The sequence below is a fragment of the Furfurilactobacillus sp. W61-4 genome (assembly GCF_057545565.1).
Map to the genome: position 1 here is coordinate 164,564 of NZ_BAAJNZ010000002.1, position 23,792 is coordinate 188,355.

18 protein-coding genes and 1 other annotated feature are annotated in these 23,792 nt (G+C 45.7%); of the genes, 6 read left to right on the top strand and 12 right to left on the bottom strand.

Going from position 1 to position 23,792, the window contains the following annotated elements:
• Together AC27FN_RS04045 and AC27FN_RS04050 are read left to right on the top strand one after the other, a co-directional pair.
• A complete protein-coding gene (locus AC27FN_RS04045) occupies window positions 1-1,311 on the top strand; it encodes an Ig-like domain-containing protein (RefSeq protein ID WP_487166729.1) in 1,311 nt (436 codons plus the stop codon).
• A gap of 2 nt (window positions 1,312-1,313) precedes the next feature.
• A complete protein-coding gene (locus tag AC27FN_RS04050) occupies window positions 1,314-1,517 on the top strand; it encodes a hypothetical protein (protein ID WP_487166730.1) in 204 nt (67 codons plus the stop codon).
• Between the two features lie 219 nt (window positions 1,518-1,736).
• On the opposite strand, the gene AC27FN_RS04055 is transcribed toward AC27FN_RS04050, so the two are convergent.
• The 5 genes from AC27FN_RS04055 to AC27FN_RS04075 all read right to left on the bottom strand — a co-directional run bounded on the left by AC27FN_RS04055 (window position 1,737) and on the right by AC27FN_RS04075 (window position 7,443).
• Entirely contained in the window at window positions 1,737-2,816 is a 1,080-nt protein-coding gene (locus AC27FN_RS04055) for an ABC transporter substrate-binding protein (RefSeq protein WP_487166731.1), read from the bottom strand.
• Window positions 2,813-3,637 (bottom strand): ABC transporter permease, encoded by an 825-nt coding sequence (locus AC27FN_RS04060; protein WP_487166732.1) that lies wholly within the window; start codon window positions 3,635-3,637, stop codon window positions 2,813-2,815. Before AC27FN_RS04060 ends, AC27FN_RS04055 begins: the two co-directional genes overlap by 4 nt.
• Window positions 3,627-4,445: an ABC transporter permease gene (locus AC27FN_RS04065; protein ID WP_487166733.1), complete on the bottom strand. Its 819-nt coding sequence runs from the start codon at window positions 4,443-4,445 to the stop codon at window positions 3,627-3,629. Before AC27FN_RS04065 ends, AC27FN_RS04060 begins: the two co-directional genes overlap by 11 nt.
• The gene (locus AC27FN_RS04070; RefSeq protein ID WP_487166734.1) at window positions 4,442-5,542 is read right to left on the bottom strand and encodes an ABC transporter ATP-binding protein; all 1,101 of its coding nucleotides are present in this window, start codon (window positions 5,540-5,542) and stop codon (window positions 4,442-4,444) included. The genes AC27FN_RS04065 and AC27FN_RS04070 overlap by 4 nt, the downstream gene beginning before the upstream one ends.
• A gap of 281 nt (window positions 5,543-5,823) precedes the next feature.
• Entirely contained in the window at window positions 5,824-7,443 is a 1,620-nt protein-coding gene (locus tag AC27FN_RS04075) for a peptide ABC transporter substrate-binding protein (RefSeq protein WP_487166735.1), read from the bottom strand.
• Between the two features lie 495 nt (window positions 7,444-7,938).
• Here AC27FN_RS04075 and AC27FN_RS04080 point away from each other — a divergent pair, with 495 nt between their 5' ends.
• Window positions 7,939-10,371, top strand: coding sequence for a Xaa-Pro dipeptidyl-peptidase (locus AC27FN_RS04080; protein ID WP_487166736.1), 2,433 nt, complete (start codon window positions 7,939-7,941; stop codon window positions 10,369-10,371).
• 98 nt (window positions 10,372-10,469) lie between these two features.
• On the opposite strand, the gene AC27FN_RS04085 is transcribed toward AC27FN_RS04080, so the two are convergent.
• The 4 genes from AC27FN_RS04085 to AC27FN_RS04100 all read right to left on the bottom strand — a co-directional run bounded on the left by AC27FN_RS04085 (window position 10,470) and on the right by AC27FN_RS04100 (window position 14,873).
• Window positions 10,470-12,329, bottom strand: coding sequence for a heavy metal translocating P-type ATPase (locus AC27FN_RS04085; protein WP_487166737.1), 1,860 nt, complete (start codon window positions 12,327-12,329; stop codon window positions 10,470-10,472).
• 167 nt (window positions 12,330-12,496) lie between these two features.
• Window positions 12,497-12,823, bottom strand: coding sequence for a hypothetical protein (locus AC27FN_RS04090; RefSeq protein ID WP_487166738.1), 327 nt, complete (start codon window positions 12,821-12,823; stop codon window positions 12,497-12,499).
• Window positions 12,824-12,841: 18 nt separating this feature from the next.
• On the bottom strand, window positions 12,842-13,816 hold the full coding sequence (locus AC27FN_RS04095) for an ABC transporter substrate-binding protein (RefSeq protein ID WP_487166739.1): 975 nt from the start codon (window positions 13,814-13,816) through the stop codon (window positions 12,842-12,844).
• The gene (locus AC27FN_RS04100) at window positions 13,800-14,873 is read right to left on the bottom strand and encodes a DUF805 domain-containing protein (RefSeq protein ID WP_487166740.1); all 1,074 of its coding nucleotides are present in this window, start codon (window positions 14,871-14,873) and stop codon (window positions 13,800-13,802) included. Before AC27FN_RS04100 ends, AC27FN_RS04095 begins: the two co-directional genes overlap by 17 nt.
• Window positions 14,874-15,085: 212 nt before the next feature.
• Between AC27FN_RS04100 and AC27FN_RS04105 the strand changes: the two genes are divergently transcribed.
• The 3 genes from AC27FN_RS04105 (at window position 15,086) to brnQ (ending at window position 18,926) form a co-directional block, all read left to right on the top strand.
• The gene (locus tag AC27FN_RS04105) at window positions 15,086-15,997 is read left to right on the top strand and encodes a proline-specific peptidase family protein (RefSeq protein WP_487166741.1); all 912 of its coding nucleotides are present in this window, start codon (window positions 15,086-15,088) and stop codon (window positions 15,995-15,997) included.
• A 216-nt stretch (window positions 15,998-16,213) separates the two neighbouring features.
• Window positions 16,214-17,164 carry a DMT family transporter gene (locus AC27FN_RS04110; RefSeq protein ID WP_487166742.1) on the top strand — a complete coding sequence of 317 codons (951 nt, stop codon included), beginning with the start codon at window positions 16,214-16,216 and terminating at the stop codon, window positions 17,162-17,164.
• 61 nt (window positions 17,165-17,225) lie between these two features.
• Window positions 17,226-17,464: a binding site (T-box leader), on the top strand.
• A 73-nt stretch (window positions 17,465-17,537) separates the two neighbouring features.
• Complete coding sequence (brnQ, locus tag AC27FN_RS04115) at window positions 17,538-18,926, top strand: branched-chain amino acid transport system II carrier protein (RefSeq protein ID WP_487166743.1); 1,389 nt, start codon at window positions 17,538-17,540, stop codon at window positions 18,924-18,926.
• 105 nt (window positions 18,927-19,031) lie between these two features.
• On the opposite strand, the gene recQ is transcribed toward brnQ, so the two are convergent.
• From recQ to AC27FN_RS04130, 3 genes are all read right to left on the bottom strand, one after another.
• Entirely contained in the window at window positions 19,032-20,825 is a 1,794-nt protein-coding gene (gene recQ / locus AC27FN_RS04120; RefSeq protein ID WP_487166744.1) for a DNA helicase RecQ, read from the bottom strand.
• A gap of 495 nt (window positions 20,826-21,320) precedes the next feature.
• The gene (locus tag AC27FN_RS04125; protein ID WP_487166745.1) at window positions 21,321-21,590 is read right to left on the bottom strand and encodes a hypothetical protein; all 270 of its coding nucleotides are present in this window, start codon (window positions 21,588-21,590) and stop codon (window positions 21,321-21,323) included.
• Window positions 21,591-21,679: 89 nt separating this feature from the next.
• Window positions 21,680-23,644 carry a M13 family metallopeptidase gene (locus AC27FN_RS04130; RefSeq protein WP_487166746.1) on the bottom strand — a complete coding sequence of 655 codons (1,965 nt, stop codon included), beginning with the start codon at window positions 23,642-23,644 and terminating at the stop codon, window positions 21,680-21,682.
• Window positions 23,645-23,792 lie beyond the last annotated feature (148 nt).

Here is a 23,792-nt window from a genome sequence, read left to right on the forward strand (position 1 = left end):
TTGAAACGTTTACGCTTTCTGATCACGATTTTTTCACTCCTCATTGGTTTTACCTGCGTATTGATGACCAAATCAATGACGCCGATTCAAGCTGATAGCACCTACCCGACTAATGGCACCCCAAGTGGACCGCCATTTCAGTTCTTTAGTGTTTATTTAGTTGGCGGCTTCTCCCAACAACCTGCTGACTTAAATACCATTTCTGACCAATCCTACAGCCTAACTGTTAATGGCGACCGTGGCTTCTTTGATCCGCCCTTTTTCAGCAAGCTCACGTGGTATGAATATGGTGACAATCACAAATGGACCCAAGTCGATCAGGGTAGCTCGCTACCGGACACCTTCACTACCTCGGCACATGTAACGCAAGTGACCACCCGCTATTACCAAGCATCCGTCACTTACACTGGCATTTTCTCAAGCAAAACTTTCTGGTCGCAAACGGCTAAGGTTACGATTTCTCCACAAGCCGTTAGTGCCACTAATATCAGTGTCGACGCGGCTTCTGATACCTTACCAAATGGAAACTCAATCAATATGCAAGCGATCTTAACCCCCAGCAATGCCACTGATAAAGTGACCTGGTCCATTGATAACTCCAGTATCGCGTCAATTGATGCCAATATGGGGACACTGACTGCCAATAGTGATACCAAAAAGTATGGGCCAGTCAAGGTTACTGCCACAACGGCCAACGGACTTTCTGCTAGTAAGCAAATGTACGTGGGCGCCTTACAAGACACGGTGGTGCCTGAAAGCCAGACCGCAACCTTTTCTGTTAAGGGATTTCCAACTGGTAGTTCCATCATCGATTGGCATCAAGTAACTCCTGATGGCAAAGATACAATTGCCACCAGCCAGCCAAATATATCCGCAGGAACCGGTACGAATCAATTAAAGAACGGCCTCTTAACGATTAAAAACACCGCCTATGCGCAAAACAACTATCGTTACTACGCTGACATTCAGCTGCCCGATGGTAGTCAAAAAGCAACGACGAATTCCGCGACTTTGGAAATCATCAAAGGTCAAGATCTTTCGCTAGATGCCGTCCCCAATTTTGTCTTTCGTAAATCTGATCAAACACCACTGTCAATTAGTGACATCGCCAAAGGGACGACACTGACCGCCTCAAAGACGGTCGATGTCAAGAATCAGTCCGGCAATTACGATGTAATGATCGTAACGCACTGTTTGTCTATGACCCCCGGCCAGCTAGTTCCGGTTGGCGTTTATCGGCTTCCATGTCACCGTTTACCAATACTCAGACTGGTCAAATTTTCGGTGGTCATGGCGGACTTGCCACGCTAACAATGATTGACACTACCGGACAAACGGTTGGTCAATTAGTTGATAATCAAACGACAACACTCATTAAATCAAATACTAAGCCGAATCTAACCGCCGATGCCGACCTCAGTCCCAGTAAATTAACCCTTCAACCCACGAGTTTGGTTACACCGGGCCCCTATGACGCAACCATCTATTGGACCTTAGCCAACGTACCAAATCCTTGATCAAGACCTCAAGGTGAAACAAGCCGGGTGATTTCGAGCACTAGCTGAGCCTGAGCAGTTGGCGATCTTTGCCAATTGATCAGGCTGGGCTAGGCGCAGGAATCAGGCTTGTGTAGCTCGACAAAAACGATGAACCCCTGTCCAAAACGGATCAAGGGTTCATCGTTTTTTAACTGCCAGCGTTTTCTCAAGTGGCTGATACAATTACGATTATGATGCTTATTTTCTAAACATCTTGAATTGAAGGAACAAATCATTGTACACACCAGTCTCTCGAACACCCAAGTCTTGATAAACCTGGGTCTTTTTTAGGACCTGTGCGCTCGGATAAAATTGTTGATCATTTCTAATTGAGGCTGGCAGTAATCGTTCGGCAGCTTGATTAGCTGTCGAATAACCAACGTATAAAGCATTCTGCTTGGCGTTCTCCGGACGGTTCATGAAATTGATAAAAGCATACGCGGCCTGCAAATGTTTGGCCGTTTTTGGAATCACTAAATTATCAATCCACAAATTGGTCCCTTCAGTCGGAATCACATAATGAAGATGTTTATTATTACTAATCATTTCCGCGGCATTGCCTGAGTATGTCACCGCTAACGGCGCTTCATTTTGTTCCATATACATCATAATCTCATCATCCAACACTGCTTTAACATTGGGCGTTAATAAATTCAGCTTAGCTTCGGCAGCGTTTAACTCGGCTTGGTTATGCGTATTGACGGAATGTCCCTGGGCAATCAATGCCATCCCCAAAATATCCCGTGAAGAATCGACAAGCATGACACTATCTTTATATTGCGGTCGCCACAAATCATTCCAGGTCGTAATTTCACCGGGTTTAACGTATTTATCATTATAGACAATCCCTAATGTACCCCAGAAATAAGGAACCGAGTACTGATTATGCGGATCAAAGGCTAAGTTCTTAAATTGTGGTGCAATGTTGTTCATCCCCTTGATGCGTTTGGGGTCCAGGCGTTTAAGCAGATGATCAGCCTTCATCCGTTGCACCATATATTCGCTAGGCACTGTCAGATCATAGCTAGTGCCCCCCTGCTTAATTTTCGTAAACATGGATTCATTGCTGTCAAACGTTTGATAAGAGACGTGATAGCCTGTTTCTCGTTCAAATTTAGTAATCAAAGCCGGATCAATGTAATCGCCCCAATTGTATAAATTGAGCACATTATTCCCCGCGCCAGTGACACCTTCGACCTTCTGTAAATGGCGGGCAGTTAACCCTAGGCCCAGACTAATTGCCAAAATTAGAATCACTAAGCTAACTAATCGTTTCATTTGATCACCGCCTCCACTTCTTGGCGGTTCTTAGCTTTGCGACCTTGATTATAACGATCCAAGAAATAGTAGCCAGCGATGAGCACTAATGAAACTAAGAACCATAAAGCTGACAACGCATTAATTTCCAAATCAACGCCTTGCCGGGCCCGCGAATAGATTTCCACGGATAACGTGGAAAAGCCATTCCCGGTGACGAAAAATGTGACCGCAAAATCATCCAGTGAATACGTGATTGCCATGAAGAATCCTGAGAATATCCCTGGCATAATTGCCGGTAGGATGACGCGCGTTAGCGTTTGCCAGCTATTGGCACCCAAATCAGCCGCCGCATCAATCATTGATGCATTCATTTCATTTAGTTTCGGCAAAACCAATAAGACAACGATGGGAATAGAAAAGGCGATGTGACTAAGTAAAACGGAAAAGAAGCCTAATTGGAGACCTAGCATCGTGAAAAAGATTAAGAAGCTAGCCCCAATAATCACGTCTGGTGAGACCATCAAAATATTATTGAGGGATAAAACCGTTTGGCGAACTGAACGGTGTCGAGTCTCATAAATACCCAGTGCTCCCGCAGTTCCAACGATCGTCGCACATAATGATGACAGCAAGGCCACAATCAACGTATCCAAAACAATCTGTAGTAAACGTGGATCATGAAACAAGGTCTGGTAATGTGCAAACGTAAAGCCATGATAATTACTCATCGTATTGCCTTGGCTAAAGGAGTAGACCACCAGAAATAGAATCGGCGCATACAAAATGACAAAGACGACGACCAGATAAAGTTTGGACCAACCACCCAATTTATTTTGCATGACGGGACCTCCCCCTTGGTTTTCGTTCACCCGTCACCAACATCGTGATGACCATCGCGACAATCAGAATCACCCCGATGGTTGAACCCATCCCCCAATTTTGGGTGACGAGAAAATGTTGTTCAATCGCCGTTCCAAGCGTAATCACGCGGTTTCCACCGATCAGCCGAGTAATCATGAAGAGGGAAAGTGACGGAATAAAGACCGATTGAACGCCCGCTTTAACCCCATCTAAGGTGAGTGGAAAGATCACGCGACTAAAGGTTTGCCAACCACTAGCACCCAGATCACGACTTGCATTGACATAAGAAGGACTAAGCTGGGCGATGGCATTGTAAATCGGTAAAATCATGAATGGAATTTCAATATACGTCGCAACAAATAAGAAGCTTGCATCTGTGAATAGGAGTTGCTTAGGTCCAATCCCCACGAGGGTCAAAAAATCATCGACTGAGCCACTGCGCGACAACAACCCGATGAAGGCATACGTCTTGAGCAACAAGTTAATCCACGTCGGCAAAATAATGAGTAATAACCATAGCTGTTTATGCTTCAATTGATTCAATAAATAGGCGGTCGGATAACTAATTGCCAGTGTGATCACAGTGATCAAAAAAGCATACCACACCGAGTTAAAGGTCATCCTTAGATAGACCCCTGAATGGAAATAATCTGCATAATTGCTTAACGTCGCGTGCCCACTGATGTTAAAAAAAGATTGGTAAACAATCAATACGACCGGCGCAATGACAAACAGACCAATCCACAAGCCATAAGGAATGTAATAAAAGGCTTTGTTCTGTCTCACCGATCAGATTCCTCCCCTTCATAAGTTTCCAGCCGCGCATCGAAGTCTGCTTCAGACTCATTAAAGCGCATGACATGAATATCCTCTGGATCAAAATACAGGCCAACTTGCGCGCCAATCTCTGTTTGATGAATGGACTGCACCCGCCAAGTATTGCCGGTGGCATCTTGACCCGTAATTTCGAAAAAGACACCACGGAATAATTGTGTAGCCACAGTAATTGTCAATTTTCCTTGATCAACGGTCGTAATATCCAAATCTTCTGGCCGGATCACGACCTCGACGGGTTCATCGGGACGCATCCCCGCATCAACACAGTCAAATTCGGCATCGGCAAAGCTAACCCGATAGTCGCGAACCATGTGCCCACGAACAATGTTACTTTCACCAATAAAGTCGGCCACAAAGTGATTGATCGGTTCGTCATAAATATCCACCGGTGTCCCTGTTTGCAAAATTTGGCCGGCGTTCATGACAAATATTTCATCACTCATGGCCAGGGCTTCTTCTTGATCATGCGTCACAAAAATAAACGTGATCCCCAACCGTTGCTGAAGGGCGCGCAATTCATATTGCATTTCTTTACGCAATTTCATGTCCAAAGCTGACAGTGGTTCATCAAGCAACAACACATCTGGTTCATTTACAATAGCCCGCGCAATCGCCACCCGCTGTTGTTGCCCACCAGAAATTTCGTTAATTTCTCGATCCTCATAACCGGAGAGCTGAACCATTTTCAATGCATCCAACACCCGCGTCCTGATTTGAGCTTTGGGTACTTTACGTAAGCTAAGTGGAAAGGCGACATTATCAAAGACGTTGAGATGCGGAAATAAAGCATAATCTTGAAAGACGGTATTAACTTTCCGTTTATTGGCAGGCACCTCATTAATCCGTGTACCGTCAAAGTCCACTTCACCGCTGGTTGCGTCGGTAAAACCGGCGATGATTCGTAAAATGGTCGTTTTGCCGCATCCAGAGGGGCCTAAGAGGGTGTAAAACTTCCCTTGTTCAATTTCAAAATTAATTCCTTTAAGAACTTCTGTATCTCCGTAACGTTTCACAATGTCCTTAAATTCAATAATGGTTGCTGCCAATGCGCAAGTCCTCCATCATCCTTAAATCTGCGTACGTACGCGGTTTTCATCAAGTTCCATAGTAACCGAAACCAGCTTAAATGACTAGCATTCTCATCTAGCTTAAACAGGTTTGGGTCAAAACATTTACTAATTTTTACCTCATCTAATTGAGAAAACTGAACGTTGAATTCTCACAATCATCATCCTAAAAATGAAGATTGTGTGAACTCATGGACTGTAGTCATTCAAAAAGTGACCCACCGAGCTTGACTCAGCAGGTCACTCATCAAATTTAATCCTTACTTCATGTAAACATCCCGGAAATATAAGGCCGTGCCATTGGGATCAATGACTAATCCTTTAACATCGGGCCGTTGCATATAGGCATAGGCGCCTTGGAACACTGGCGCGGTGAAAGCGTCGTTTTTAACGATTTCATGTTCCGCATCCTTCAAGACCTCCCAACGCTTCGTTGGATTAGTCGCATAAGTTGAGTTCGCCTCCGCGACGTCCTTCAAGAACGTTGGATTTTTGTAATCTGTATTCAGGTGATAAGCGCCACCATCGGTAATGAATTGGTAAGGATCCTGATAGTCAGGGCTCCAAATCCCATAGATAATGTCAAATTGGTAATTATGCCCAAAGTTCAACCGTTGTTTTAACGGAACTTCACGCACGGAGATCTTCAAATCTGGCAATGTCTTTTGGTAGGAACTCTGCATAAATTCAGCGACCGCCTTTGCTTCTGGCGTGTCGGCTGACAAGAATTCCAACGTCAAATTCTTCTGTCCCAGCTCTTTCAAGCCTTCCTTGAATTCTTTACGCGCATAGGCTGGATCATAAGGGGTTAAACTCCCGCTGTAGGCCCGGAAATCCTTGCCTGCAGCATTAGTGACAAAATTGGCCGGTACAATACCATCCAACGGTGTCGAACCATCTTGAAGCACATTCTTCGTCAGTTGTGTTTTATTAAACCCGGTTGCGAGGGCGCGCCGGATATGCACATTGGCCGTGGCTGGCCGCTTCGTATTGAAATTCAAATAGCCAATCGCCGGAATCTTACGCACATGGTACCCACTGCGACCCTTATATTGCTTCACGTACTCATTATCAAGATCGATGAAGTCGAGCTTGCCCGATTGATACAAATTAGCGGCCGTATTCTCAGACTTGATGGTCATCATCGAAATCTTGTCAATTTTGATGGCCTTGGCATCCCAGTACTGATTATTTTTAACAAATGTCCATTTATCGTTAGTTCCCGTCCAACCGGTCACTTTGAACGGGCCATTATAGATGGCATGACGAGAAGAGGTCCCATAATTCTTCCCTTGTTTTTTTACGTACGCCTCGTCTTGTGGTGCATAAGGCGCAGTCGTCAACAATTCTTTAAAGTAGGTCACTGGATTGGCTAACGTCACCTGCAAAGTATGTTTATCCAAGGCCTTCACGCCAAGTTCATTTAGGGGCTTTTTGCCTAAACGAACCGCTTGCCCATTTTGAATTGGATCAATATTTTGAGCATTAGGTGAACCTGTCGTCGGATCAGCCAATTTTCGCCAAGCGTAAACATAGTTGGCGGCAGTGACTGGGTCGCCGTTACTCCACTTGTTTTCACGAAGCTTGAACGTATACACCCGTTGATCACTGGAAACACTCAGCGACTTAGCGCCGGCTAAGGTTGGCTTGCCATGAGCATCAATGCGGTACAACCCTTCAATCGCGTTTTGAATGGCTTCTCCTGAACTAATATCTGAGTATCGACTACTATTCAATGTGGCCAATGCATCGACGGTTCCCACCCGAAAATCATTCTTTGATTTCGTGGTCTTTTGTTGACCACACGCCGCTAATGTCACCGTTGCGACTAGTGCGGTCGTGATTAAGCCAACAACTTGTATCAATTTTCTTCTTTGCACTTTTTACCCCTCCAAAAATAACGATCATCAATCGATTTAGCGCATGGCAAGAAAAAAAGTCCAACCAGTGAATCACTTGGTCGGACTTGCCACAATTCTGCGTTTACTACCGCCTACAAGTATCGACTGTCAAAAACGCCAAATCAAAACAAGCCCCTAATTGGGACGATTGACAGACTTTCAATTGAATCGACAGACTTGTTTTCATCGCAAACGCTCCTCGCTTTTAGCTCTAGAATAAACTTACTGAAAATAAGTGTTGCTGTCAATTAAAAAGTCGAACTTGATGGCAGCAACTTTTAGTGGGTTAGTAGCTTAGACTAGTGATAGATTAAACTTTGACAGTGTTATTCAGAGTCGGCCAAGCCAAACTTCATGGGCATTCGGCTAGAACACCATGGGCCTGAGTCGATGCCCGCTTGGGGTGCGCCCTATGCACGGCCAAAGAAAGCGGTATAATGAACGATAAAAATGATGCGGTGAAGGAGTCTTTCGATGAAAAATAACCAGTTTGCTCGTTTAGATGTTGACCTAGAAACGGCAATCGATGAATTACAACGAATTCGTTTTTACGATGAACCAGTCGCTAAAGCAGCAAACGGTGTGTTTACCTATCGTTTACTGTTGCGAAAGGCTTTTTTATCCGTCAAGACTGGTGCCAGCTTTGACGAAAAACTCGCTAACTACTTAGCAACACCGACGCTAGCTCTTAGCAGTTGGCTTGATCAAGAAAAACCGGTCACGGCGACGGTCTTTTACCGCGTGGCCTTGCAACTGTTAGGTTTTTTAGTTGACGTTGATTTTGATCTCACCGATCCCTTAGTGGCGATGCGATCGATTCAATTACCCGTTCATGAAAGCAAACAAGTCACTTGGACGAAAACAGACGTCCTAGCTGCTTGGTACCTCCTTTTAACCACGCATACTAAGACAGGACAAACCTTCTTAGATCACTTAGCGGTCAACGGCTACTTTACTAATTTTTATTCATTACCGGCTGCCCAAAAGCCACTATTCTTTAACGGCAAAGCACAACCAGTTTTTGACACCAGCACCCTCATTCGTGAAGTTGTCTATGTTGAAAGTAGCGTTGACTCCGATCATGATGGTCAACTCGACTTACTAAAAACGGAGATCATCCGACCAGTAGAAAACAATGCCGGTTTAAAAATTCCAGCCTTGTATACCGCCAGTCCATATAACCAAGGCACTAATGACGAAGCCGGTGAGGCCATAACCCACAATGTCAACGTGGCTTTAACGGCTAAAACGCCGAATCAAACGCGTTATGAGGAGATTGCTTATCAACCCGATCAGGCCGATGCGCTGCCTCAGCCACGTGGCGTCAATGCGGAAACGACCATCGCCGAGGAAACGTTTGGGCGTGAAGCCAGTTATACTTTAAATGACTACTTCTTAGCCCGCGGCTTTGCAGCGGTTTACGCAGCTGGTATCGGAACCTTAGATTCCGATGGCGTGCAAACTTGTGGGTCTGTTGAGCAGACACAGGCCACAGTGGCGATCATTGAGTGGCTTAATGGATCGCGAAAAGCCTTTACAAATCGCACGGATCAAGTGGCTATCACAGCTTGGTGGTGCAATGGCAGTATCGCGATGACAGGTCGTTCTTATTTAGGTACTTTGGCAACCGCGGCTGCAACGACCGGCGTTGATGGTCTAAAGACGATTATTTCCGAAGCCGCGATTTCATCGTGGTATGACTATTATCGCGAAAATGGTTTAGTGGTGGCACCTGGTGGCTTTCCAGGTGAAGATGCGGACGTCTTAGCTGTTGAAACCTTCAGTCGGATGTCGGCACCAGCTGATTACCAACGAATCAAACCGATCTTTGATGCCGAGCTAGCGGCTTTACAGGCCGGCATGGATCGGGAAAGCGGCAATTACAATCGTTTTTGGGATGAACGTAACTATCGAAAGAACCTCCGCCAGATCAAAGCCGACATCATTATGGTACACGGTCTCAACGATTGGAACGTCAAACCCCGTAATGTTGAGCGTCTATGGTCGGGGCTTCGGGACTTGCCGATCACTAAAAAGATCATTCTCCATCAGGGCCAACACATCTACATCAATGCATTTCGATCATTAGACTACACAGATATGATGAATCTATGGTTGAGTCATGAATTATACGGTCTTGATAATGGCGCCACGACTGTCTTACCTGACGTTTTAATTCAAGATAATCTGACGCCAGAGACGTGGACACCTTATCAAGATTGGGCGGAACCAAGCTTACCCAAGCAACGTTACTTCTTTGCTAATGACGCCTTGGTGGATGCTCCGGCCGCCCACAGTGCCCAGTCATTTAATGATCAATTACCCGAGGCTATCTTTAATCAATACCGTGACCATAACGATCAGTGGCAACAAGATTTACTAACGGACAGTAAGAACAATTTAGCCGATGCCCGCCTGTTAATGAAGACCAGCCAGTTTGCCGAGGACCGTACCATCGACGGTAATGTTGCAGTCCACGTCTCAGTAGCTGTCAACCAGTCATTAGGTCTTTTGAGTTTTCAACTCGTCGACTACGGTCAATCAAAGCGGCTCAATATCTCGCCAACGACTCTAAACGCCCATGGTCTGGATTTAGGTTATCATTGGCGTGAGGACGCCCTGCGTGAATTCACGCTAGCCAATTCCACCACGCCCTTCAAAATGATCACTAAAGGGCACATCAATCTACAAAATCGCCAACATCCTTGGCAAAATGACGATCTAAAACCTAATCAGTTCTACGATGTTGATATTCAATTACAACCAACCTTCTATCACCTGGCCGCCGGTCACCAGCTCGGTCTCGTGGTCTATGCGACCGACTTTGGCATGACCGTTCGTGGCAATCAAGACCTACGCTATTCAATCGTCTTAGATCAAAGTTTTATCGACATCCCCTTTAAATAAAGTCATTGTCTGACTTAACTAAAAAACAGCCACCAAATTCATCATGAATTGGCGGCTGTTTTTACATCAATATACGCATTGGATTAACTGTAACGTCATCATTTCGCAACGTTTAGCTGTGGGAGATCAGACTTAACTGTCTCACCTGATTGTTTCACATTCGTGTCCAGGGTCTGCACATCACGACGCCCAGTACGAGCACGGAGGGCATACAATATTGTAACTGTATCGACCAGTTCTTGACACAATGCCCCGAAAATTGCCGGAATGACGCCAAAGCTAGCAATTACCATCAGGACCGTACAGATCGCAATTCCAATAAGCACCGCTTGACGTGCGATGACCATTGTATCCTGTGCAATCAGTGTTACTGCTGCAACTTTACTTAAATCATCTTTTAAAACAACCGCATCGGCAGATTCACTGGCAGCCGTTGCCCCATGGGCGCCCATCGCAATTCCGACATCAGCCATAGCTAACGATGGCGCGTCGTTAACGCCGTCACCAATCATCACAACTGGTCGCTGCGCGGGTGTTAATTTAGCCAACACGGCAATTTTTTCAGCAGGCAATTTCTCAGCATCCACGTGATCGATGCCAACTTCTTGAGCAATCTGATTTGCAATTGCCTGCTGATCTCCCGAAATCATCATCAATCGCTTTGCGCCCAAGTGGTGCAGCATACTCATCGTTGTCGTTGCTTCCGGGCGAATATGATCGGCTAAACTAATGACCCCCGCATATTTTCCGTCAATATTGACATAGATCGCTGTACTGTCCACCCTTGTTAACGCGCCAGCAAAAGCTGCTTTTCCTGCTTTCACTTGATGTCCATCTACCACTGCGGCAACACCGAACGCTGTCACCTCACTAACATCTTTCACAGGCAGCAACGTTGTCACAGCAGCGGTCAATGAACGCGCTAAAATATGCGTCGATTGCTGTTCAGCAGAAGCGGCCAGTTGTAGGACTTGTTCGGCAGTCCATGGCGCACACGCTTCTACCTGCTTAACGCTCAAACAGCCACTCGTAATCGTACCCGTCTTGTCAAACGCGAACGTCTTGGCTTTGGCTAGCTTCTCTAATGTTGTACCAGATTTCACAATAATTCCGTGACGACTAGTTCGACTCATTCCTGAAACTAACGCAATCGGTGCCGCCAAAATCAGCGGACACGGCGAAGCAACGACCAAAACCTGTGCAAAACGAACTGGATCGCCAGACCACCACCAAGCGAGCCCAGCGATCACATAGGCCACTAAAGTAAAGGGCACCGCATAACGATCTGCCATACGAACAAATCGTGCGGGTCTTGCCTCAGATTCACGAACTAAGTGAACAATTCCCTGATATTGACTATCCGCGGCCACTTTAGTGACACGCATTGTCAAAGCTGTATCCCCATTAATCGTTCCGGACATTAATTCTGCGCCAGCGCTCTTTTCAATCGGGGTTGACTCACCCGTCAGACTAGCTTCATTGACCAGACTTTCTCCACTGAGCACCTGACCGTCGACTGGAACCTGTTCACTGGGTTTGACAACCAACACATCATTGATTTTAACATCATCAACGTTGACCTCTGCCAAACCATTTTCAGTCTTTCGATGGGCGTTGGTCGGTGTTTGATCTAACAATGTTTTCAATTCTCGTTTAGCTTTGTGGGCGGCATAATCTTCTAATGCATCACCACCGGTTAACATCATTAACACAATCATGGCCGCCCAATATTCACCCACTGCCAATGTCGCCACCACCGCAGTAATAGCTAATAAATCGATGCCAAATTGACCGTCTTTTAAGGTCTGAATCATATCCCACAACATTAACAAAGCGAGCAACGACCCAGTGATCGTAATCAGCCACTGAGCTAATATCGGTTGAGAAAAGACAAACGCTAAAACTAGGGCCACAGCACTCGCGACTAAAACACTCCACAATCTTCGATAATTATGCATGGTTGGACCTCCTCTACAGTTCAATCATTCACCTTTTATTATAATGATTCTAATCTAAAGGAGCAAATTTAATCGTTATTATGAAATCGACGAATGTGTGGTGATCCTGAACATGGCATCCAGCATTGCAGCTAATTTGATCCAAGGCTAGACCTTAATTAAAACGCTCAACCAACAAACCAGGCCCACACAACTAGCACCAGTTCACCTAATGCGCGCAAACTATGTACCCGCCAATTAATTTGGGCATGGTTTTGCCGGTCAATTAAATACGCCACGACCGAAACGACAATACAGCCACTCAGTAACAGTAAAACACCCAGCAAACGTTCTTTGGTAAACAGCACCTGGCATAAGATTAAAATTCCGCCCAGTAACAACCACAATTGAAATTGTTGGGCTGGCCGAGACTTCTTTAACTGAGCGGCTACAATAATCCAAATCCCATATACTGCCACGGCAAAGGTCGTGACGAAGTTTAACACGTTAATCATGTCTAAATCGCCTCATTTTTATTTTTTCGGTGTCAATAATGAACTTCGATAAGTTGCGCTTGGTGCTAAGTTCAGATCCGGTTGAGTCTGTGTTAACCAATCATGCACTTCGTCGATCGTTTTGGTGGAGACAACACTAGCCGTTTGAAATCGCGGTAACGCTAACGCCGATATCTGTGCCGCAGGATATCCAAGTTTTTGTGTCAGAATCGTCTGATAATCAAGACTATTAGGGTGACTATTCAACCAACGAACGGCTTGATTATAGGCGCGTATGAACTGGCGTACGGCTGCCGAAGATTGAGCTAGGGTTGCTTGATTTACCACCAATGCGGTATTAGCTTGACCAACTTTAGTCTGAGCAATCGAACGAGCACCATTGCGTCGTAACTGACTCGCCGCTGGATCCGGCAAACTAATCGTTGTCACAGCTCCACTATTTAAAGCAGTCAATAGCTCAGCTTCATTCGCATAGTTTTGAATCGTGACAGTATCTGTTAGTCCAGCCTGAGCTAATAACTGTGTGGTAGCATACGCGGCCGTTGACGATGCGACCACTCCCACTTGACCGCCATTTAAATCGGCCAGCGATGTGACATTGGCATTAGTCGTCATGATCGTCACGTAATTCGTGGTTAAACTCACGATTTTCCCAGCGGCCTTACCTGAATTAGCCGACATTAGCTCAGGAATACCAACGATGGTCCCATCAAGCTGGTGGTTTTGAAGCGCAGTGACCCGTTCACTGGCGTTGGGCTGAACTGTTAATGTGACCTTTAAATGACGAGCAGTAAAATAACCTTGCTGCGCCGCTACATATAATGGCAAGGCATCGATTGAATGCCCAACCGACAGCTTCAAATTGGTCACCGCGGTTGGTTGACGATTAGCCGAGCGTGGTGTTTTCTTTGACGACCCGCAGCCAACCAATAATACCGCCAATAGAAGAACTAATAATTGGGCATACCTAGCTCGTTTACGCTTGATCATCATGGTGTGACTCACTTGCTGATGTTGCATCTGGAGCTAGCGACTGTTCTGATCCACCAGAGCCAGATCCAACCGCGCTCTGGCTTGCTTCACTTGTCACCATACTGGTGGGATAAAAAATTTCGACTGGCGGTGTGACCGCCGCTGACTTTTGTTCGTTGCTACGATCATCAAGAGCACCATCATCAATGGCACCACCGTCAGCTGCTGGATATTTGGTCTGATTTAGACTGGCCGGCAATAGCGTTAATAACAACAAAATCAGTTGGCCGATCCGACCGGCTAACGCCAAGAACACCCAACCAGCGCTCAATTGTTGATCATGCAATCGTCGAGCCATCAAGGCTAACTTGGGCAACCAAACTGGCAAACTCAATGCAATGCCCAACATCGCCAATAGAACTAGTGGTCCGGCCACTCCCTGCCAATTGGATGTTCCCCCGAGTAGCGCAGCCTCACTTAATCTCCGCCCGAACATCAAGACTGCGCTGATAAACAGGCCAATTGCCAAAAGAATCCCATAAATCGTGCCGAAAATGCCCCAAGCCACGCGCGCCCATAAGTAGTTTCCGCGCGAAGTCGTCTCACGAAAATTAAAAAAGTTGCGCCAAGTGTAACCGAACGCATTTCCCAAGATACCGTGAACGTAGCCGCGATGGTCCACAACTAGTGAAGTCGGCTGATTGTCAGCATCAATCATGTGATACCACGGTGCCCGGTGATCTTGTTCAGCTTCTGGCAAGGCATGCAACACAATCATATGTAACCCTGGTAACAGCATTAACCACTGATACTCACCTGGCAGCCGTAAACTGTGGAGCCGGCGCACTGAAAGACTCAGATATTGAAGAAACTGGGCGATAAAAAAGAGATCTAAAATAAGGCGTACGCTCACCGCTATGCCGCCACTCATCGTCAGTGCCGGACTCAGCAGTAGGCTCACCACGAGCGTCACGAGCGCCATCCCAATAATCGCCGCCCAAAAATCCCGGCGACGGGTCTTACCATGATAGTTAAATATCTGTTGCCAACTAGCTCGATAATTCTCCCAAACATTCATGTTCGTCACCCTTTCTCAACTCATGCTATTACTACTATTTTAGCGGACTTGACCTTAGTTTGCACAAATTATCCTGCCTTTTGTCACGTGCAGCAAAAGTTAAACGTGCTACACTAATAGCAACGGTGCAACCGTTTTATCTTTAAAACAAACCGACATGGTCTTATGTTACTTCAATCACCATGATGGTTTGAAATCAGGAGGCTACCCTAATGAAACAAGGCACCACGATTATGACCCTCGATAATGGGTATCATTTGTGGACAAACACCCAGGGCACTGGCGACATTCATCTTTTATGTTTGCACGGTGGTCCTGGTGGCAACCACGAATACTGGGAAAATTTTGCCGAAGAATTAGGCAAACAAGGTTTAAATGTCAGTGTCCACATGTACGATCAACTTGGTTCGTTTTACTCGGATCAACCTGATTATTCCGACCAAGCCACTGCCGATAAATATTTGACTTACGAATACTTCCTCGATGAAGTTGAAGAAGTTCGGCAGAAGCTTGGGATCGATAACTTCTATCTCATCGGACAGAGTTGGGGCGGGTTGTTGGTTCAAGAATACGCCGTAAAATATGGTGACCACCTTAAAGGCGCAATTATTTCATCGATGGTGGACGAAATCGATGAATATGTCACGCATATTAATCAAGTTCGCGAACAAGCATTGCCTGCTGAAGAAGTCGCTTACATGAAGCAATGTGAAGCGACTAATGATTATGACAACAAACGTTATCAAGATGACGTAGATGTCTTAAATCGAGGCTACGTTGATCGTAAACAGCCACCGGCCATTGCTCACTTAATTTCGACGATGGCGACTCCGGTCTACAATGCTTTCCAAGGTGATAACGAATTCGTCGTGACTGGTAAGTTAAAGGACTGGCATTTCCGTGATCAGCTCCACAACATCACCGTACCAACCTTATTAACCTTTGGTGAACATGAAACGATGCCTGTTGAAACAGCCAAGACGATGCAGACATTGATTCCTCATGCTCGGCTGGAAACCACACCTAATGGGGGCCACCACCACATGATTGACAATGCGCCCGTCTACTTCGATCACTTAGCGAAGTTTATCAAGGACGTTGAAAGTGGTAATTTTAACGACTAATTGCTGGCCAGTGTGAATCAATATTAACGGCCAATGTAAAGCACCGATCTTCTACAAAATTTTAGAAGATCGGTGCTTTTTCGAGTTCGGTCAATTCACGGCTCAAATTCAACTGACAACTTACGTTCAGCATCACGCATAATCGCGTTTCCTGCTTACATCCCCATCAAATGACGTGTTACCATTGAATGAGTTTACTGTAACGGGGGAAAATTTATGTTAGCCATTTCATTAGCCATCATCATCGGAATTGCCCTGCCCATTGAAACCGCGGTCAATTCCCGATTACAAGGCGTTTTAAAATCACCATATTTTGCATCATTGGTCTCTTTTCTAATGGGCACGATTCTGCTGACCGGCATGTTGTTGTTCACGGGACACACCTTCCTGATTGCCGGTAACTTTTTCGGTAGCCATCCGTGGTGGATCTGGTTGGGAGGTGTATTAGGTGTTATTTACTTAACCGGTAACATCCTTCTATTTCCTAAACTAGGGGGCATTCAAACGGTCTTAATGCCCATGGTCGGCGAAATTTTTGCCGGTTTGGTGATTGATGACTTAGCTTTGTTTGGCAGTGGTCATCATGCCTTGACTTGGTTACGAGCCTTGGGCACCCTGTTAATGATCATTGGCATTGTGTTCGCGGTTGTCTTGCCTGAACGGGCCCGCAAAACGACCTATCAAGGGGCGGCTGAAGCAGACGCCCGTCGCAGTGAACCAACCCGCTGGCTATGGCAATTATTAGGGATTTTATTCGGTACATTCGCCGCGTGCCAAACGGCCATCAATGGTCACCTCGGCCAATTATTAAATTCGCCGATCCAGGGTGCATATGTCAGCTTTATTGTCGGTACCATACTGTTACTAGCGGTTGTCCTTTGGCAGAATCACTCACTTCGTCTACCGGTTGGTGCTTTGACACGGGAACCATGGTGGGTCTGGTTTGGCGGTTTTATCGGGGCACTTTTCGTCCTAGGTAACGTCTATCTGGTGCCCATCATCGGGACTGGTCTGACCGTGGTTGTTGTCTTGTTAGGCCAGATTGTCGGGGGGCTGCTCGTCGACCAATTTGGTTTACTAGGTGCTAAGCGCAGTCCGATTGTGCCTTTGAAAGTGATTGGTCTAATGATCATGATGGTTGGAGTCACGTTGATCAAAATTTTTTAAAAATGAGCTTGACATTAAAAGATGATGAAAGCATAATAAGCACATTAAAAATTAATGAAACAAAAACGCGTTGATAAGAACAGTACCTTTTGTTGGTTTAGCTAAGCGAGCGTCATTAGGTGAAAGGACGTCAAAACCACAAAAGCGAAGATCATCTTTGAGCGCTGATCACGATCGGAGTGATCAGTGGGAGCTCCCATTACAGAGCTAGGGTATCTGGTTAACTGCCACGTACCTGAAGAGGCAGGCTTCGTGAGGAGTCTGTAAATAAAGGTGGTACCACGCGTAAACGTCCTTGATCAAACGAACTCGTTTGATCAAGGACGTTTTTTTGTTTCTCATTACTTGCCATTATCGGAAAGGGGTTTTACTTATGGATTTAACCGATCACAAACTCACCCGTCGCGAATATGCGATGGTCAGTTCAATGTTATTTGCCTTATTCTTTGGTGCCGGCAATTTGATTTTTCCATTGCACTTAGGCCAACTTGCAGGTGCACACTGGCTGAGCGCAACTGCCGGCTTTTTAGTAACCGCTGTTCTCTTGCCGTTACTTTCTGTACTGGCGATCAGTATGACCCGCGCAGAAGGTGTTTACGATATTGGTCGACCCTTAGGAGCTTGGTTTGCCCTAACTTTTATGGTGCTCATCCACGGCACCATTGGCCCATTCTTTGGCACGCCGCGGACGGCCACCGTTTCCTACACGGTGGGAATTGCCCCGTTAGTCCCAACACATTTTCAAACATTAGGTCTGTTGCTTTTTTCCGCCGCATTTTTTGGCTTAGCTTATTTCTTTTCGATTGAACAGAACAAGATTGTCGCGAATTTAGGCAAATTGCTCAACCCCGTCTTCCTGGTATTATTAAGCCTTATTTTCTTGCTCGCATTTTTGAAACCACTGGGTCAACCTACCAAACAAGCCGTTACCACCGCCTATGTTCACGATGCATTTTTCAACGGCTTTCTCCAAGGTTACAACACGATGGATGCGTTAGCTGGCTTAGCCTTTGGTGTAACCGTGGTTGCCGCGATTCGTTCGCTTGGTAAACGTAAACCCAATGACATTGCTGTTGTCACCGCGCGGGCCGGCCTATTCTCGATGTCCTTTGAAGCGGTTATTTATTTACTGCTGATTGTGATCGGAGCGATGTCATTGGGTCAGTTCAAGGTCGCGGCCAACGGTGGCGTAACTTTTGATCAGCTGGTTAATCATTATCTTGGCATCGCTGGTCAAGGAATTTTAGCTGCTTTAATCACGATCACTTGTTTAACCACGGCTATCGGCTTAGTAGCCGCTTTCGCCCAAGACTTCCACAAACACTTTCCCGCAATTAGTTATCTAACTTGGCTGAAGGTGACGACACTTGCCTCATTCTTAACGGCTAATGTCGGATTGAATCTGATTATTTCTTGGTCCACACCCTTTTTAATGTTCTTATACCCATTATCAATGGTGTTAATCCTCCTATCGATCACGTCGCCCTTGTTTCATCGAGATGCCGTGGTTTACGGATTTGTCGTGGCTTTCACGGTTGTACCAGCCTTTTTCGACATGATCACCGCTTTTCCGCCGGTTGTTAGCCAAAGCGCATTTGGTAAAGCGATGACGGCCTTTCAGCAAGCTCACTTCCCTTTGGCACAATTTGGTATGGGCTGGCTCGTGCCAGCAACAATTGGCGCATTGATTGGCTTAGCAATTCACCTACTTCGGCGCCGTCAATCACTAAACGACTCCGTTTCCTCAACCTCGGAAAATTAAATAAAGTTTGACACACAAACGCCACTGTTGCCCGATTTTGGACAACAGTGGCGTTTTTACTGATGATTAAAACTAATTTAGTTGTGCGACAACAATGGTAAAGGATTAGTTCACACCAGACGTGCTAGCATTTTCCGCTCGATATTCTTGGATCACGTTGAGGAATGCGTCACCGTATTTCTCCAGTTTATTTTGACCAACGCCTTTAATAGACAGCATCGCTAAATTACTATTTGGCAATTCTTCACAAAAGGCTTGCAAGGTTTTATCTGAAAAAATAACGTATGGCGGTACGTGCTGCTGTTCAGCAAAATTCAATCGTAATTGACGTAAGGACTCGAACAAATCGTTATCCACTGAAACCGTCCGTTTCGCTTTAACCGCGCCACGTCGCAAGACTTTTGCCTTGCCCTTTAAGACACTAGCCCCCAGTTCACTGACATGCAGTGTCGGGTATTCACCACCAACCTGTTGCAAATAGCCACCACTCGTCAGAAAGTCAATCAAATTGGCAACCTCTTTTTGCGGTCGTTCTTTCATCAAACCATAAGTTGATAATTGGTCAAAATGTTCCGTTTGAATCCGTTTGACTCGCGACCCGGTCAGAACCTGCGCAATTAACGATTTACCATACCGTTCCCGCATTCGCAAAACACATGACAGAACTTTTTGGGCATCGAGTGTGACATCGATTTGATCCCGGCCATCCAAGCAATTGCCACAGTGGCCACAGTCCACCGCCTGTTCACCAAAATAGCCCAGAATATAGCGTTGCAAACAACCTTCTGTATTCGCGTACTTAGCCATTTCTTGTAATTTAAGGTATTCGCGGGTTTTAAATTCAGGCGCCATCTCCGACTGATCAATAAAGAAATGCTGAATCTGTAAGTCGGCTGGTTGATACAGTAGGATTGCTTCACTAGGTAGTCCATCACGGCCTGCCCGTCCGGCTTCTTGGTAATAGGCTTCTAAATTGCCTGGAACTTGATAATGAATTACAAACCGAACATTACTCTTATCAATACCCATACCAAATGCGTTCGTTGCGACCATGACTTGTAGGCGATCATAAAGAAAGGCCTCTTGATTTTGATTACGCTCAGCCTCGCTCATCCCCGCATGATACATGCCGGCTTTAATGCCTTTATGAACCAGCAACTGAGCCAAACGGGCAACTTCCTTGCGCGTACTAGCATAGATAATGCCAGCCGCATTGGGGTTCGCCTTTAAATACGCTAATAAAAAAGCTTCTTTATTTTGGTTTTTGACAACTTGAAATGAGAGATTGTCTCGCGCAAATCCAGTCGTTACCTCGTTTGCGGGATTGATGTTAAGTCGCGTCATGACATCTTGTGCCACTTTTTTCGTGGCCGTCGCAGTCAGGGCAATCACCACCGGATTCGAAGGAAATTGTCGTACAGTCTGCATGAGATTCAAGTAGCTAGGCCGAAAATCATGGCCCCATTGCGAAATACAGTGTGCCTCATCAATCGCCAATTGTGAAATATTGAGATCACTCAACTCGGCTAAGAACCGCTCATCATCTAACCGTTCTGGTGCAAGATACACTAACTTGACTTGTCCCATTGCCGCTTGTTGCAAACGAGCCTCAATTTCGCCATAAGATAACGTACTATTGATAAAAGTCGCGGGAATACCATTTTCCGCTAATGCATCCACTTGATCCTTCATCAAAGAAATCAATGGCGATACAACGATCGTTAGCCCAGGCAATAACAACGCCGGAATTTGGTAGCATAACGACTTGCCACCCCCGGTCGGCATCACCGCCAAGACATTTTGATGCGTTAACACCTTATCAATAATGGCAGCTTGTCCCGGACGAAACTCATCGTACCCGAATTTTTCTTTTAAAATTGTTTGTGCTGTGGCGTTCATGTTAACCCCTTAATTGATCCGTTACCCGCGACAAAGTGTAACTTCAATTATACAAGGGTCCGCCGATATACGCCAGCTAGCCGCGGGGAATGATCGTGGCCTGGTGGTATCGTTGTAAACATGACAGTTGGCGCTCGGACAGCTTAGATACTGTTGGTTTTATGACGCGAACGACTTGCGAATGGTTGCTCACTGTTCGTGTTGCATATCCTTGTCGAAAATCACAGTTAATGATCTTTGATCTAGTCATCTGGCGAAGCCTCCTTAGCCATCACTGATAAAAGTTAAAAAGTTAATGCCGTGTTATATTAATCGACAGTTTATCTTATTTATAAGTAAAAGTAAATTATTTTTTATAAAATTATGAATAATCTGACTGATCTGCTGAACATAATGTCACTCAAAAATCCCCAATTCTCCGAAATTCATCACGGAAAATTGAGGATTTTACAAACCCATCCTACATCACGAGTTGATTATTAAGCCAGTGCTGTTTTAACCCTTTTTGCAATCATAGATATCAATTGAGGAAACCGCCCCTGGTAACCAATCCGGTCCATATGTGAAACCAAGTTGGCCCTTACCAAAGGTTGTCCCCTTCCAAACAAGAATCGCATCATCGGTGGTAAGAACATTGCGAATTTCATCCAAATAGGCACCGTCTTTGACTTGTAATCGTAGCAACATTGGTGCACTTGCTTCAAGAGCCGTTGCCGAAAAATCTGTTCGGTGACCAGCAACTTCCACATAAAAACGTTCTGCCATGACTAATTCCTCCAGTTTACTCATTCACTGCATTCAGATTAGCATGTCTGCTCCATGACAACAATTGTTTGTCATCGCCAGCTAGTCACTTACCAGATTTGGACGCGATCTGCTGGCGCTAACCACATGCCATCACCCTCATGCACGTCAAAAGCAGTATAGAAATCAGCTAAATTTTGTGCCTGTACATTAGCCCGCAATTTGTGTGGCGCATGCACATCAATATTCAAGAGCAATTGCTCATAAGCCTCGCTAGCTTTCATGCACCAGACTTTGGCCCAATTTGTAAAGAACGCGACGGCGTCAAAATCGGTGTCAGCTTTAGCCGCCTCTAACGCACAACTCAGTCCACCCTGGTCAGCCACATTTTCAGAAACAACCAGCTTACCGTTAACGTGACCGCCAGCAAATGGTAGACCATCAAATTCATCGATCATGGCTTGCGTCAAGCCCTGAAAATGTTTCAAATCGGCTTCAGTCCACCAATCGTGCATATTGCCGTATTCGTCAAATTGCGCACCATTGTTATCAAAGGCATGCGAGATCTCATGGGCCATGACCGCCCCAATCCCACCAAAATTTTCCGCACTGGTCTGAGACAAACTATAAAACGGTGCCTGCAAGATTGCCGCTGGAAAAACAATGATATTGTTCGACGGATCGTAGTAAGCGTTAACGGTAGCCGGGTCCATGTCGGCCCACATCGTTCGATCAACAGGTTGGTCAATTTGATCAAAATTATCCTGCGTTGCCAGTCGACTGAATTTCAATGCATTATCAAATAGCGTTCCACCATCACTGGCTGGTGTCACCACCAATTTAGCGTACAGTGGGCTAATTTTATCGGGATAACCGACGTTTGGAATCAAGGTATCTAACTTAACGATGGCTTGTTGTCGCGTCGCCTCGCTCAGCCAATCGTTAGTCGCCAAACGCTGTTTATAGACAGCGATCATCCGGTGGACCATCTCGGCAACATCTGCTTTGGCCCGTGCGCCAAAGTATTTTCGCGCATAATAATCCCCGACAACCATATTAAATCGACGATAAGCGAGGTAATAGGCCCCCTTTTGGGGACTAAAAGCCGACTTGCTACCAGATAGTGCTCGCTGAAATTCGCCATGAATGACCCGTGCATCATCCGTCAAGTAACCTGTCCAGTTAAAGACAACGTTGACCAACAGCCAACTCTTCACCTCAGCAAAATTGTCGGCGCTAATAATGTCGTCTACGGCGGCATAATACTTGGGATCGGTCACAATAACACGGTCTACCCGACCCGCCAAGGCTTCGTCAATATACGCTTTCAGATCGATCACAGAACTGGATTGAGCAAAGTCAGTCAGTGATTGTGGGTTGTACATTTTCGGATAATCAGCCTTTTCTTCGCTACTCTTTTCATGAGCGGCCATCTTCGCATCTAAAGCTAACGCTTGGTCCAGGGTCGTCTTAGTTGTCGCTTCATCAAAGCCTGCCAATTTAAACAGCTTACTCATCATCACCTGGAAGACCTCAAGTAATTTAGGGCCAGCCTCATTGCCTGCTTCATAATAAGTTGTGTCCGGTAAAATCAGTGATGGTGCTTCGACATACAACGCATTGTGCTTGGTGTCCTTCATATCTGGACTGACACCAATTGGAAATGGGTCGCCAATTCCATCACGCAAAAACGCAACCAGCTGTTGCTGTAAATCTTGATAATTTTGCAACGCTTGGACCTGCTCAATTAAAGGCTGGAGCGGTGAAAAGCCAAGTTTTTCACGGGTTTCATAATCGCTAGCTAGGCGATAGTAACTGATGAAGTTGGCTAACAATACGTTGTTAGGCGCCACCTCGCCATTTAACATCGCATCAAAATCAGTCATCAAGGTTTTTTCAATTTGGTCGGCCAAATCGGCGAACCCACCAGTGGTCGGCTTGTCGGCAGGAATTTTGGCTGTCTTCAGCCATTCCCCATTGACGCCTAAGTATAGATCGTCTTTAACCGCGGCCGTGCCTTCATCAGCGCTACTAGCACCGCCGGCTAACTGAACATTGTGCTGTTTTACAGTCATTAGAAAACCCCTTCTCTGATCAAATTAAAAATTGATTAAAAACTTTATTCAGTATAGCAAGTTTATCACAGAAACGAAAGTCACTTTGGGTAATGGACTTGCAGGCTAATAGACTTGCGCAAATGCCGCACCGGTTCATAAAAAGTTG